Source organism: Robiginitalea sediminis (assembly GCF_002198115.1).
GTDB classification, from domain to species: Bacteria; Bacteroidota; Bacteroidia; order Flavobacteriales; family Flavobacteriaceae; genus Robiginitalea; species Robiginitalea sediminis.
On record NZ_NGNR01000001.1, the window covers coordinates 1,293,886 to 1,306,497 of the forward strand.

Annotated in this window: 10 protein-coding genes and 1 riboswitch; all 10 genes read left to right on the forward strand. The window is 58.9% G+C overall.

Annotated elements, in window-relative coordinates; translation table 11 throughout:
* Window positions 1-17: 17 nt before the first annotated feature.
* Window positions 18-2,117: a HEPN domain-containing protein gene (locus CA832_RS05760; protein ID WP_088340581.1), complete on the forward strand. Its 2,100-nt coding sequence runs from the start codon at window positions 18-20 to the stop codon at window positions 2,115-2,117.
* On the forward strand, window positions 2,101-2,889 hold the full coding sequence (cobA, locus tag CA832_RS05765) for a uroporphyrinogen-III C-methyltransferase (RefSeq protein WP_088340582.1): 789 nt from the start codon (window positions 2,101-2,103) through the stop codon (window positions 2,887-2,889). The genes CA832_RS05760 and cobA overlap by 17 nt, the downstream gene beginning before the upstream one ends.
* On the forward strand, window positions 2,886-3,479 hold the full coding sequence (locus tag CA832_RS05770; RefSeq protein ID WP_088340583.1) for a precorrin-2 dehydrogenase/sirohydrochlorin ferrochelatase family protein: 594 nt from the start codon (window positions 2,886-2,888) through the stop codon (window positions 3,477-3,479). Before cobA ends, CA832_RS05770 begins: the two co-directional genes overlap by 4 nt.
* Complete coding sequence (locus CA832_RS05775; RefSeq protein ID WP_088340585.1) at window positions 3,476-4,540, forward strand: NAD(P)/FAD-dependent oxidoreductase; 1,065 nt, start codon at window positions 3,476-3,478, stop codon at window positions 4,538-4,540. The genes CA832_RS05770 and CA832_RS05775 overlap by 4 nt, the downstream gene beginning before the upstream one ends.
* Window positions 4,541-4,693: 153 nt before the next feature.
* Window positions 4,694-4,803, forward strand: a riboswitch (SAM riboswitch).
* A gap of 91 nt (window positions 4,804-4,894) precedes the next feature.
* A complete protein-coding gene (locus CA832_RS05780; RefSeq protein WP_088340774.1) occupies window positions 4,895-5,962 on the forward strand; it encodes a homocysteine S-methyltransferase family protein in 1,068 nt (355 codons plus the stop codon).
* The gene (gene metH / locus CA832_RS05785; protein WP_088340587.1) at window positions 5,959-8,640 is read left to right on the forward strand and encodes a methionine synthase; all 2,682 of its coding nucleotides are present in this window, start codon (window positions 5,959-5,961) and stop codon (window positions 8,638-8,640) included. Before CA832_RS05780 ends, metH begins: the two co-directional genes overlap by 4 nt.
* Window positions 8,641-8,669: 29 nt before the next feature.
* Window positions 8,670-9,620, forward strand: coding sequence for a methylenetetrahydrofolate reductase [NAD(P)H] (gene metF, locus CA832_RS05790; protein ID WP_088340588.1), 951 nt, complete (start codon window positions 8,670-8,672; stop codon window positions 9,618-9,620).
* A 49-nt stretch (window positions 9,621-9,669) separates the two neighbouring features.
* The gene (locus tag CA832_RS05795) at window positions 9,670-10,767 is read left to right on the forward strand and encodes an acyloxyacyl hydrolase (RefSeq protein WP_088340589.1); all 1,098 of its coding nucleotides are present in this window, start codon (window positions 9,670-9,672) and stop codon (window positions 10,765-10,767) included.
* Complete coding sequence (locus CA832_RS05800; RefSeq protein ID WP_088340590.1) at window positions 10,764-11,525, forward strand: head GIN domain-containing protein; 762 nt, start codon at window positions 10,764-10,766, stop codon at window positions 11,523-11,525. The genes CA832_RS05795 and CA832_RS05800 overlap by 4 nt, the downstream gene beginning before the upstream one ends.
* Entirely contained in the window at window positions 11,522-12,595 is a 1,074-nt protein-coding gene (locus CA832_RS05805) for a serine hydrolase domain-containing protein (RefSeq protein WP_233131739.1), read from the forward strand. Before CA832_RS05800 ends, CA832_RS05805 begins: the two co-directional genes overlap by 4 nt.
* Window positions 12,596-12,612 lie beyond the last annotated feature (17 nt).

Here is a 12,612-nt window from a genome sequence, read left to right on the forward strand (position 1 = left end):
TATCGGAAAAATATATAATGAAAAGTTTTCAAACCGAAATCGAAGACCCCGTCGTTGCCCGCGACATCATTGAACTGGAGCGGAAGATCCGCGCATTCCGGGAGGGTGGGGTCGATGAGGAAAAGTTCCGCAGCCTGCGTCTGGCCCGGGGCGTTTACGGACAACGCCAGCCCGGGGTGCAGATGGTGCGGATCAAAATCCCCTATGGGAAGCTCACGGCACGGCAGCTGGAGCGTATTGCAGACGTCTCCGACCGGTACTCCAATGGCAAACTCCACATTACCACCCGCCAGGACATCCAGATCCACCATGTAGACCTGGAGGATACCCCGGAGCTCTGGGCCGAGTTGGAACAAGACGCCGTAACCCTTAGGGAAGCCTGCGGGAATACGGTCCGCAATGTGACCGCCAGCGAAACGGCCGGGATCGACCCCCGGGAACCCTTCGATGTTTCCCCATATGCCCAGGCGGTTTTTGAATACTTCCTCCGAAACCCGGTAGGGCAGGAAATGGGCCGGAAATTCAAGGTTTCCTTTTCCGCCTCCGAGGCCGATACAGGCCTGTCTTACATGCACGACCTGGGTTTTATTGCCCGCCTTCAGGGCAAGGTGCGCGGGTTTAAGGTTTTGGTTGGCGGGGGGTTGGGTGCCCAGCCCCGGCACGCGGATACGCTTTATGAGTTCCTCCCGGAAAATCAGGTTATCCCATTAATGGAGGCCATCCTCCGGGTGTTCGATCGGTATGGCGAGCGAAAAAGCCGCGCCAAGGCCCGCATGAAATTCCTGCTGAAAGACTTAGGTCTGGAGGCCTTCCGCGAGCACATTGAAGCGCAGTATCCGGCCCTTACGTTCAGGGAATACCCCATAGATGCAGCGGCATATCCGATACCGGCACCTGCCGTAAGCGCCCCTGAAATCCCCGCGATAGCGGATACAAAGGCCTTTCGTGCCTGGAAAGCCACCAACGTCATCCCCCAGAAACAAGCCGGGTATTGTGCCATCGGGCTGCGGGTCTTCCTGGGGAATTTTACCACAGACCAGGCCCGCCTACTCGCGGCCCTGGTCCGGCAATATGCTGCAGGGGAACTACGCCTTAGCCTTCGGCAGAACATCCTGATCCCCTTTGTAAAGGAACGGTGGCTCCCCTATTTCTACCTGCAGCTCCGGGAGCTGGGTCTGGGAGCTGCCGGCTACAACACGGCAGCCGATATTACGGCCTGCCCGGGAACGGATACCTGTAACCTGGGTATTGCCAGCAGTACCGGCATCGCTACGGAACTGGAACGCGTCCTGGCCGAGGAATATCCGGAATACCTGGGCAACAGCGATGTGGTAATTAAGATCAGCGGGTGTATGAACGCCTGCGGGCAGCATACCATGGCCCATATCGGCTTCCAGGGGATGTCTATCCGGACCCCGGACAAACGGGTGGCCCCGGCCCTGCAGGTCCTGCTAGGGGGTGGAAACCTCGGTGGCGGGTCAGGGGTTTTCGCAGACAAAGTCATTAAGATCCCATCTAAGCGCGGGCCTCAGGCCCTCAGGGATATCCTGGACGATTATCGGGAGAACGGCAAGGGACAGCCCTACCACGACTATTACAGTAGTCAGGGACAAGCTTACTTTTACAACCTGCTGAAACCCCTTTCAGAGGTCGAGGCCTTGTCGGATTCGGATTTTATCGATTGGGGCAGCCGCGAAAAGTACGAGAAGGCCATTGGGGTGGGGGAATGCGCCGGGGTGGTGATAGACCTGGTAGCCACCCTCCTGCTGGAGGCAAGGGAAAAACTGGATCAGGCAGGGGAAGCCCTGGCTCAGGGAAAATGGGCTTCGTCCGTGTATTGGGCCTACAGCGCCCATATCCACGCCGCCAAAGCCCTCCTTACCGCCGGGGATATCCCGACCAATACCCATGCAGGTATACTCCGGGATTTCGATACCCACCTGGGGCAGTCCCTCCGGATACCGGGCAGCGAATCCTTCTCTGAAGCGGTGTTCCGGATGAACCGTCATGCCCCGGATGCCGGGTTTGCAGCAGACTACCTGAAACAGGCTACAGATTTTGTGAAACTGGCGGAAACCTTCCGCGCCCAAACCCTGGCCCATGATACCGCGAAGTAAGCTCACCCTGGTGGGGGCGGGTCCGGGAGATCCGGAACTCATTACCCTGAAAGCCATCCGGGCCCTGGGGCAGGCGGACGTAGTCCTGTACGATGCCCTTGTGGCCACCGACCTGTTGGCACACGCCCCCAAGGCAGAACACATCTTTGTGGGCAAACGCAAAGGCTGTGCGGCCTACCTGCAGCCCCAGATCAACGAGCTGATCGTGGAACTGGGACGCACCCGTGGCCATGTGGTGCGCCTTAAAGGGGGAGACCCTTTCATATTCGGCAGGGGTTCGGAAGAGATGGAATACGCGGAGGCCCACGGGATGGAAACCGAAATTATCCCCGGGCTGTCTTCTGCCCTGGCCGTACCGGCCCTGCGACATATCCCCCTGACCCTCAGGGGTGAAGCCGAGAGTTTCTGGGTGGTTACCGGCACCACCAGGGACCACCAGCTCAGCCGGGACGTGGCCCTGGCGGCCAAGTCTTCCGCTACCGTTGTTGTCCTCATGGGGATGTCCCATCTGGGGCAGATCATGGCCTGCTTTGCAGCCGAGGGAAAGGCCGGTTTGCCCGTTGCCGTTATCCAGGAGGGGAGTACCCGGGCCGAACAGATGGTAGTGGGTACCGTATGCGACATCCGGGAGCGGGTAACCCGCGCAGGACTCCGCAGCCCGGCCGTTATCGTGGTCGGGGAGGCCGTCCGGTTGCACCGGAATGTGACCCCGCTGCTCAACGAACTGAAAACCGCCGGGTTCTCCGACCCGGCCCTGATACGCACCGCATGAAACGAAATAACCTGTATCCCATTTTTTTGAAAACCTCCCAGTTGGAAATCCTTATCGTTGGCGGGGGTTATGTGGCCGAGGAGAAACTACATTTCCTGACCAAATCCAGCCCGGATGCCCGGGTAACCCTGGTGGCCCCTTTCTTCAGGGAAGGCACCCGGGAGGTGGCCGCTCAATTCCGGGCACACCTGGTCCACGGGGAGTACCATGCCGGCTTCCTGCAAGGCAAGCATATGGTCATTGCTGCCACAGACCACACAACAGTCAACGAGCGCATTTACCGGGACTGCCGCAGCCGGCATATCCTGGTCAATGTGGCCGATAACCCGCCCCTGTGCGATTTCTACATGGGAAGTATCGTGACCAAGGGGCACGTAAAGGTGGCTATCAGCACCAACGGGCAGTCGCCCACCACGGCCAAGCGGTTGCGGGAGTACTTCGAGGCCGTCCTCCCGGAGGACATCAGCCAGCTGGTGGAACACCTCCGGGCCTACCGCCAAACCCTGGCGGCCAGTTTTCAGACCAAAGTGGAAGAGATGAACCGGGTAACCCAACAGCTGGTTGCCGACAAAAGCGAAACAGCATCATGATACAAACCGATTTACTCATTATTGGGGCGGGCCCTACCGGGCTGTTCACCGTATTTGAAGCCGGGCTGCTGGGCCTGAGGTGCCACCTGATAGACGCCCTGGCCCAACCGGGTGGCCAGTGCGCCGAGATTTACCCCAAGAAACCCATCTACGATATCCCGGCCTACCCGGAAATCCTGGCAGGCGACCTGGTAGAGCGGCTCATGGAGCAGATCCGGCCTTTTCGTCCCGGGTTTACCCTGGGGGAACGGGCCGAAACCCTCGAAAAAGGGGAGGATGGGCAGTTTACCGTACGGACCGATAAAGGTACCCCCCACCGGGCGCCGGTAGTGGTCATTGCCGGGGGGCTGGGCTCTTTTGAGCCCCGCAAACCGCAGATCCCGGACCTGGAGCAGTTCGAAGACCGGGGGGTAGCCTATATGGTTAAGGACCCGGAGGCGTACCGGGGTAAGAAGGTGGTGATAGCAGGCGGGGGGGATTCTGCCCTGGACTGGGCCATCCACCTGGCCCCCCTGGCTTCCGAGTTGCACCTGGTCCACCGCCGCAACGAATTCCGCGGGGCTCAGGACTCGGTAGACAAGGCCTCGGCCCTGGCGGCAGGGGGCAGCATCCGGTTGCACACCGAAGCCCAGGTGAACCGGCTCATCGGGGACCACAACGGCCTGAAGGCCCTTGAAATAACCCACAACGACCCGGCCAAAGCCCAGACCTATGTGGAGGCGGATGCCTTTATCCCCCTGTTTGGCCTTTCCCCCAAGCTCGGGCCCATCGGGAACTGGGGGCTGGAAATCGAGAAGAATGCCATTAAGGTGAACAACGCCTACGATTACCAGACCAACATCACGGGGGTGTATGCCGTTGGGGATGTCAACACCTACCCGGGAAAACTCAAACTCATCCTTTCCGGCTTCCACGAGGCAGCCGTTATGTGCCAGAGCGCCTACCAGGTGGTCCACCCCGGTAAACGCTATGTGATGAAGTACACTACCGTGGGGGGTATCAACGGGTTCGACGGCAGCAAAAAGGAAGCGAAAAAAGAAGTGGTTCGCGCCATCGCCTGAGGCTGTTTGCGCAAAAGAGCGACCGTTCCGCCTTGTGCCCAATGGGGTGCCGGGCGGTTTTTTTTGGCGCTGAACATCGTAAAAATCCCCGGGATAGCTTGCTTTTAAAGGGGTGGTGCCGTTACTTTGCGCCAGTTCATTGCCACCCTGTTTTGGTTATCGAGAAAGGTGGAGGGAATAGACCCTGGGAAGCCTTAGCAACCCTTCGGCCGTGTGCCGGAGAAGGTGCTACATTCTATCCGGCCTGCCCGGGCAGATAACGACCTGGCGAACAGCCACCTCTTCTCCTTTTCTCGTATTTCCCAAAACGGTGCCCGGGCCCTTGTATGAAGGCCCAGAAAACCGATGACGATTATGCCGGATATTCGATCCATACTGAACCAACGCATCCTGGTACTGGACGGTGCCATGGGGACCATGCTGCAGCGATATGCCTTTACCGAGGCCGACTTTCGCGGCGAGCGGTTCCGGGACTGGCCCTCTTCCCTGAAGGGAAACAACGACCTGCTCTCCCTGACCCAGCCCGGGGCTATCTCGGAAATCCACCGCAAATACCTGGAAGCGGGGGCAGACATTATAGAGACCAATACTTTTTCCTCCACCTCCGTGGGGATGGCGGATTACGGGATGGAGGACCTGGCCTACGAACTCAACAAGGCCTCCGCCGCCCTGGCCCGGGAAGAAGCAGACCGTATGACCCGGCTAAACCCAAACAAGCCGCGATTTGTTGCGGGGAGCATTGGCCCCACAAACAAGACCGCGAGTATGTCCCCGGACGTCAATGACCCGGGGTACCGGGCCATCACCTTTACGCAGCTCCGGGATGCCTACCGGGAGCAGGTCGAAGGGCTGCTGGACGGCGGGGCCGACCTGCTGCTCGTTGAGACGGTCTTTGACACCCTCAATGCCAAGGCTGCCCTTTTCGCTATTGAAGAAGCCCTGGAAGCCCGGGGGGAGGATATCCCGGTCATGGTAAGCGGTACGATTACGGATGCTTCCGGCCGCACGCTCTCCGGCCAGACCCCGGAAGCCTTCCTGATCTCTGTCTCCCATCTGCCGCTGTTGTCCGTAGGGCTTAACTGCGCCCTGGGGGCCAAGCAACTGGTGCCCTACCTGGAGGTGCTGGCCAAAAGGAACCCCGGTGCGGTTTCGGCCCACCCGAATGCCGGCCTTCCCAATGCCTTTGGGGAGTACGACCAGACCCCGGAGCAAATGGGCGGTCAGATCCGGGAATACCTGGAGAAGGGCCTGGTGAATATTATCGGTGGCTGTTGCGGCACAACCCCGGACCATATCAGGGTGCTGGCCGAACTGGTGAAGGAATACGCTCCCAGGAAGGTGGAAGTGGAATTGGATTCCAAATCCCACCCCGAATACGCAAGGGGCCAAAATCCAAAATCCAACAACAGGACTAAAGGATGAGTGGAGAAGCGCGATACCTGAAACTCTCGGGCCTCGAGGCCCTGGTCATTACCCGGGAAAGCAATTTCATCAACGTGGGGGAGCGCACCAATGTGGCCGGGTCCCGGCGTTTTCTCAGGCTCATCAAGGAAGAGCAGTACGAGGAGGCCCTGGAGGTTGCCCGCGAACAGGTGGAAGGCGGGGCACAGATCATAGATGTGAACATGGACGATGGCCTTATTGACGGGAAAAAGGCTATGGTTACTTTTCTGAACCTGATGATGGCGGAGCCCGATATCGCCCGGGTCCCGGTCATGATAGACAGTTCCAAGTGGGAAATCCTGGAGGCCGGCTTGCAGGTAGTCCAGGGGAAGTGCGTGGTGAATTCCATCAGCCTGAAGGAAGGGGAAGCTGTTTTCCTGGAGCAGGCCCGGAAGATCCGCCGCTACGGGGCCGCTGTCATCGTCATGGCCTTCGATGAGGTCGGGCAGGCGGACACCTACCAGAGGCGGATTGAAATCGCCGAACGGTCCTACCGCCTCCTGACCGAAAAGGCGGGTTTTCCGCCGGAAGACATCATTTTCGATTTAAATATTTTCCCTGTGGCCACCGGGATGGAGGAGCACCGCCGCAATGCCGTGGATTTTATTGAGGCCACCCGGTGGGTACGCGAGAACCTTCCCCATTGCAGTGTGAGCGGGGGGGTCAGCAACGTCTCCTTCAGTTTCCGGGGGAACAACACGGTGCGGGAAGCCATGCACTCGGCCTTTCTGTACCACGCCATCCGTGCGGGTATGAATATGGGGATTGTGAACCCCACCCTGCTGGAGGTGTACGACGACATCCCCGGGGAACTCCTGACCTATGTGGAGGACGTCCTGCTGGACCGGCGGGAAGATGCTACTGAGCGCCTTCTGGAGTATGCCCAGACGGTGGAAGGGGCCCAGAAGGAGCGTACCGAGGACCTTACATGGCGGGAAGCCCCCTTGCAGGAGCGCATTACCCGGGCCCTGGTAAAAGGGATAGACGCCTATATCGTGGCGGATGTGGAGGAGGCCCGACAGGCGGCGGAAGAACCCATTGAGGTTATTGAAGGCCACCTGATGACCGGGATGAATGTGGTGGGCGACCTCTTTGGCAGCGGGAAAATGTTCCTGCCCCAGGTGGTTAAATCGGCCCGGGTAATGAAAAAGGCTGTGGCCTACCTGACCCCCTTTATCGAGGAAGCCAACGCCGGGAAGGCTTCGGCCGGCGGCAAGGCCGGCAAGGTGCTGCTGGCTACCGTGAAGGGTGATGTCCACGACATTGGGAAGAACATTGTTAGCGTGGTGCTGGCCTGCAATAATTATGAGATCACGGACCTGGGGGTTATGGTCCCCCCGGAAAAAATCCTCGCTGCAGCGCGGGAACACCAGGTGGATATGATTGGCCTTAGCGGGCTGATTACCCCTTCCCTGGACGAAATGGTCTTCCTGGCCTCCGAAATGGAGCGGGAAGGGATGCAGCTCCCATTGCTCATTGGCGGGGCCACTACAAGCAAGGCCCATACGGCCGTAAAAATCGATCCGGTGTACAACGGCCCAGTGGTCTATGTGACCGATGCCAGCCGCGCAGTTACCGTTGCCGGGGACCTGTTGAACAAGAAAGAAGGAGAAAGGTATGCCCGCTCGGTGAAGGAATCCTATGCCGAATTCCGGGAAGGGTTCCAAAAGCGCGGGAAGGCCAAATCCTACCTGGGGCTGGAGGCCGCCAGGGAAAATCGCCTTCGGTTGGAATGGAACCCATCGGATATCGCGGTGCCCCGTCAGTTGGGCGTGCAGCGCCTGGACCTGATAGACCTTCGAAAGCTGGAGCCCTATATAGACTGGTCCCCGTTTTTCAGGGCCTGGGACCTGCATGGAAGGTATCCGGATATCCTGGAGGACAAGGTTGTGGGGGAGCAGGCGAAAAGCCTTTATGCAGATGCGCGGGCCATGCTTCGCCAGGTGATCCGCGAAGGTTCCCTAAAAGCCCAGGCGGTTTTCGGGCTGTTTCCTGCCAACACGGTAGGGACAGACGACATTGAAATCCGCCGGGAGGGCGCCCCCCCGGAGCGCTTCCTCACCCTGCGCCAGCAAAGCGGGAAAAAGGAGGGGGTACCCCACCTGGCCCTGGCCGATTTTATCGCCCCTGCCGATACCGGCCTGACGGATTATATGGGTGGGTTCTGCGTTACGGTCCACGGGGCGGAAACCCTGGCCGCAGCGTACCAGGACAACCTGGACGACTATCGCAGTATCCTGGTGAAGGCCCTGGCCGACCGCCTGGCGGAGGCAGCTGCGGAATACCTGCACCGGGAAATCCGCATCCGCTACTGGGGCTATGCGCCGGAGGAAACCTTAGACAATGCGGCCCTGATCCGCGAAGCCTACCAGGGTATACGCCCGGCCCCCGGGTACCCGGCCTGCCCGGACCACCTGGAAAAGAAAACCCTCTGGAAGGTCCTCGATGTGGAAAACCAGATTGGGGTACGCCTCACCGAGAGCCTGGCCATGTGGCCTGCCGCCAGTGTTAGCGGGTATTATTTTGCCCACCCCCAGGCCCGGTATTTTGGGCTTGGCAAGATTACCCGGGAACAGGTGGAAGACTATGCCGAAAGGCGGAGGATACCGGTCGAGGAAGCGCTAAAATGGCTCCAACCCAACCTGGCACAGACGTAAAAAAAAGAATGGAATCAGCACGTTAGCAGATGAAAGTTACCGAACATATCGCCAAGGCCAAGGAAACCCTGTTTTCCTTTGAGGTAATCCCCCCTGTAAAGGGGCGGAATATCGAGGAACTCTACAGCAATATAGACCCGCTTATGGAGTTCAACCCGCCTTTTATCGACGTCACCACCTCCCGGGAGGAATACGTCTACATCGATCGGGACGGGCTCTACGACAAGCGGGTGACCCGCATGCGTCCGGGGACCCTGGGTATCTGTGCCGCCATTATGCACAAATACGATGTGGACACCATCCCCCATGTGCTTTGCGGGGGGTTTACCCGGGAGGAGACCGAGTACCTGCTGGTAGATTGCCAGTACCTGGGCATCGATAACGTCATGGCCCTCAGGGGGGATGCCATGAAGGAGCAGAAGTATTTCGAACCAACCCCGGGCGGGCATACCTATGCCTCCCAACTGGTAAAGCAAATCGCCGACCTGAACCAGGGTAATTATCTCCACGATGTGGTGGAAACAGACAATGCCCCGGATTTCTGCATTGGGGTGGCCGGGTACCCGGAAAAGCACATGGAAGCGCCCTCCCTGCCTTCAGACCTGAGGTGGCTCAAGCACAAGGTGGATTTGGGGGCCGACTATATTGTGACCCAGATGTTCTTCGACAACCGCAAATATTTCGAGTTTGTGGCCCTCTGCCGGGAAGCCGGCATACAGGTGCCTATCATCCCGGGGATCAAACCCATTGCGGTAAAGCGCCACCTGCAATTGCTGCCACAGGTCTTCCGTACGGAACTGCCGGAAGTGTTGGTAGAAGCCGTGGAGGCCTGTAAGGACAACCAGGCCGTGAGGGAAGTGGGTATTGAATGGGCCATCGAGCAATCGCGCGAACTCCGCGAGGCCGGGGTCCCCGTATTGCACTATTATTCCATGGGGAAATCGGACAACATCAAGGCTATTGCCCGGGCCGTTTTCTAGGCTGGCACGCCCGTGCCCCGGCATCTAAAAAGCCTTACCTTTGGCCTGCATGAGAAGCGCAGGTGTCATTCTGTTATGCGGGCTTTTGGCTATCCCGTGCCTTCGGGGCCAGGAGTCTGACCGCCATACTACTCTGGATTTTAATCCGTTTTACGGGTCCATCCTCCTGCACAACCCGGATATTACCCACCTGATACAGGGCCATCCGGCAGGCTTTATCCTGGGGTGGAATACCAAAACCTTCGGGGAAGAACCCTGGCAGGGGCGCTTTAACTACCCGGACACCGGGGTATCCCTGATCTACCAGGATATGGCAGAGCCTACCCTGGGTCATAACCTGGGCCTTTACCTCCATTACAATTTCTATTTCCTCCGGCGCCAGATGCAGTTCCGCATCGGCCAGGGGATCGCCTATAACACCAATCCCTACGATGCGGAAACCAACTTCCGCAACAATGCCTACGGGACCCACCTGCTCAGCTCTACCTACCTGATGCTGCAGTACCACCGCGAACGCCTTTGGGGCCGCCTGGGGCTGCGGGCCGGGATCGCCCTGGTCCACTATTCCAATGCCAATGTAAAGGCCCCCAACACCTCCACCAATACCCTCGGGTTGACCGCCGGGTTGGTCTACCACCTGGGGGAGGGGGAGCTGCCCGAATACCGAATGGCCGAAGACCCGTTTACCCCGGAACCCGTACGGCTGAACCTGGTTTTTCGCTCCGGGGTAAATGAAAGCGACGTCATCGGGTCCGGGCAATTCCCTTTCTACATCTTCTCGGCCTATGCAGACAAGCGCGTGGGCCGCCTCAGTGCCTTCCAGATAGGGGCAGATGCCTATTTTTCCAATTTCCTGAAGGAACTGATCCGGTTCCAGGCCACAGCCTTCCCGGAACTCTCGGTAGACCCCGGGTCCGATTACCGGCGGGTGGGCCTCTTCCTGGGCCATGAACTCTTTGTCAATAAAATCAGCGTGATAACTCAGTTGGGCTATTACATCTACTACCCCTTCGATTTCGAGGGGCGGGTATATAACCGCGTGGGCATCAAGCGGTATTTCGGGAAACAGTGGTTTGGTGCCATAAGCCTCAAGTCCCACGCGGCAAAGGCTGAAGCCCTGGAATTCGGAATCGGGATCCGCCTATGAGATTAAAGTATATCCATATCGTCCTGCTGTGCATCCTGGCTCTGGCCGGGTGCGGGGAGAATGCCCCGGATTGCCTGCAATCCTCCGGGAAGACCGTTGAGGTGGAACTCGACGTCCCCTCCTTTGAGCGCATTACGGTATTTGAGCGCATCCGCCTGGTGCTCCGGCAGGGGCCCCAACAGGAGGTGCGGGTTCAAACCGGGGAAAACCTGTTGCCTGAGATTTCTGCAACCGTAGTGGACGGTACCCTGGAGCTGCGCAATGAAAACACCTGTAACCTTTTCCGGTCTTATGGCAATACCACCATTTGGGTCACAGTGCCCGACCTGTCCGAGGTACGGAGCAGTACCGGGCTCCCCATAGTAAGCGAAGGCCCCCTTGGGTTTACGGACCTAAGGCTCATCTCCGAGAGTTTCCAGAATGAGGAAACCGAGACTACCGATGGCACCTTCGACCTGGAACTGTCCGGGGGTCGGGTACGGGTCGTCTCTAACGGGATTGCCTATTTCCGCTTGCGCGGTACGGCCAGCCTGCTGGAAGTGCGGGTGGCTGCCGGCGATTCCCGGGTGGAAGCTGGCGGGCTGCAAGCCGGAATCGTGCGCATTGACCACCGGGGGAGCAATGCCATGGAAGTGTACCCGACAGACCGGATTGAAGGGGTAATCCGGGGGTATGGGGATGTGCGCGCCTTTAACCGTCCGGATGAAATTTCGGTGGAAGAATTATTCCGCGGCAGGTTGTTATTTGTAGGGGAATGAGCAACGGGTTCTGGAATACCATACTGGGATTTTTTGGGGTTTCGGAGACCACTTCCTCCAGGCCGGAACACCCTGTTGCCGGGGAGGCCGACGCCATGTTGCAGGCTCTGGTCACGGAAGGCCGGGTTCCCGGACTGGCGGTTGCTGCCATCCGGGATGGAAGGCCGGTCCTGGTAAAGGGATATGGCTATGCCTGCCTGGAAAGCAATACCCCTGTCCGCCCGGAGCAAACCGTTTTCCGCGTGGCCAGCGTTTCCAAGCCCATCACAGCTACGGCCCTGGCCCGGATGGTCGCTGCCGGGCAGCTTGGTCTGGACGACCCTCTGGAACGCTATGTCCCGGAATTTCCCCATAAAGGCATCTCCCTGAGACAGCTTGCCGCCCACACGGCCGGGCTCCGCGGTTACAGGGGAAAGGAATGGGCTCTGAACCGCCCATATAGCATCGCGGATAGCCTGGAGGTCTTCCGGGATGATCCCCTGCTCTTCCCCCCGGGTACGGGTTTCCAATACAACAGCTTCGATTTTATCCTGCTTTCCCTGGCCATGGAGCGGGTGGCAGGGATGCCTTTCCACAAACTGGTCCGAAAACAGGTTACCGAACCCTTTGGCATGGTGCAAACCACCCAGGAGGTCCCGGGAAGCAGGGTGCCGGGGCAGGCAGCATGCTACACCCGGCAACGCAGAGGGTTTCGTCCGGCCATCCCCGTAGACAACCGGTTTAAACTGGCAGGGGGCGGGTACCTTTCCACCGTTTCGGACCTTACCCGCCTGGGAAAGGCCTATCTGGAGGGGCGTGTAGCCCCGGAGCCCGTCCTGAGGGAGTTCCTCAAAGGGTATACGGCAGGAGGAACCCCTACCTGGTACGGGTTGGGCTGGCAGGTCAGTCAGGATGCTTCGGGCAGGCGGTACTTCGGGCATATTGGCAACGGAGTAGGAGGGTATAGCAACTTTTTCATCTACCCGGAATCGGGCTGGCTGGTCAGTATCCTTACCAATTGCACCGACCCGGGCATCCAACCCTACCTCGATCTGGTGATCGCATCCCTGCTGGATACCCCATCCCCATAAAAAAAGGAAGGCCTGCA

What these genes read in the sequence shown, in the direction of transcription:
- CA832_RS05760 (WP_088340581.1), top strand. Translation starts at nt 18, where the DNA reads ATGAAAAGTTTTCAAACCGAAATCGAAGACCCCGTCGTTGCCCGCGAC.
- cobA (WP_088340582.1), top strand. Translation starts at nt 2,101, where the DNA reads ATGATACCGCGAAGTAAGCTCACCCTGGTGGGGGCGGGTCCGGGAGAT.
- CA832_RS05770 (WP_088340583.1), top strand. Translation starts at nt 2,886, where the DNA reads ATGAAACGAAATAACCTGTATCCCATTTTTTTGAAAACCTCCCAGTTG.
- CA832_RS05775 (WP_088340585.1), top strand. Translation starts at nt 3,476, where the DNA reads ATGATACAAACCGATTTACTCATTATTGGGGCGGGCCCTACCGGGCTG.
- CA832_RS05780 (WP_088340774.1), top strand. Translation starts at nt 4,895, where the DNA reads ATGCCGGATATTCGATCCATACTGAACCAACGCATCCTGGTACTGGAC.
- metH (WP_088340587.1), top strand. Translation starts at nt 5,959, where the DNA reads ATGAGTGGAGAAGCGCGATACCTGAAACTCTCGGGCCTCGAGGCCCTG.
- metF (WP_088340588.1), top strand. Translation starts at nt 8,670, where the DNA reads ATGAAAGTTACCGAACATATCGCCAAGGCCAAGGAAACCCTGTTTTCC.
- CA832_RS05795 (WP_088340589.1), top strand. Translation starts at nt 9,670, where the DNA reads ATGAGAAGCGCAGGTGTCATTCTGTTATGCGGGCTTTTGGCTATCCCG.
- CA832_RS05800 (WP_088340590.1), top strand. Translation starts at nt 10,764, where the DNA reads ATGAGATTAAAGTATATCCATATCGTCCTGCTGTGCATCCTGGCTCTG.
- CA832_RS05805 (WP_233131739.1), top strand. Translation starts at nt 11,522, where the DNA reads ATGAGCAACGGGTTCTGGAATACCATACTGGGATTTTTTGGGGTTTCG.